Source organism: Priestia sp. 53B2, from assembly GCF_056099005.1.
The window spans coordinates 1-244 of the sequence record NZ_JBLZXA010000106.1; the positions used below are offsets into that span (position 1 = coordinate 1).

Genomic DNA, 244 nt, shown 5'->3' on the forward strand with positions numbered 1-244 from the left:
CTAGTAAGATCCCTGAAAGATGATCAGGTTGATAGGTCAGAGGTGGAAGCGTGGCGACATGTGTAGCTGACTGATACTAATCGATCGAGGACTTAACCAAAACTTTAAAAGCGTAAGCTTTACTCAGTAAACTGTTATCTAGTTTTGAGAGAGCAATCTATTGTCTGGTGGCGATAGCGAAGAGGTCACACCGGTTCCCATACCGAACACGGAAGTTTAGCACTTTAGAGCCAATGGTAGTTGG

At 44.3% G+C, this 244-nt stretch carries 2 rRNA genes; both read left to right on the forward strand.

The window, feature by feature from the left end:
• Positions 1 to 100: ribosomal RNA gene (locus ACN6NE_RS31340) — 23S ribosomal RNA — on the forward strand; the annotation flags it as partial.
• 63 nt (positions 101 to 163) lie between these two features.
• Positions 164 to 244 (forward strand): 5S ribosomal RNA (rrf, locus tag ACN6NE_RS31345); the annotation flags it as partial.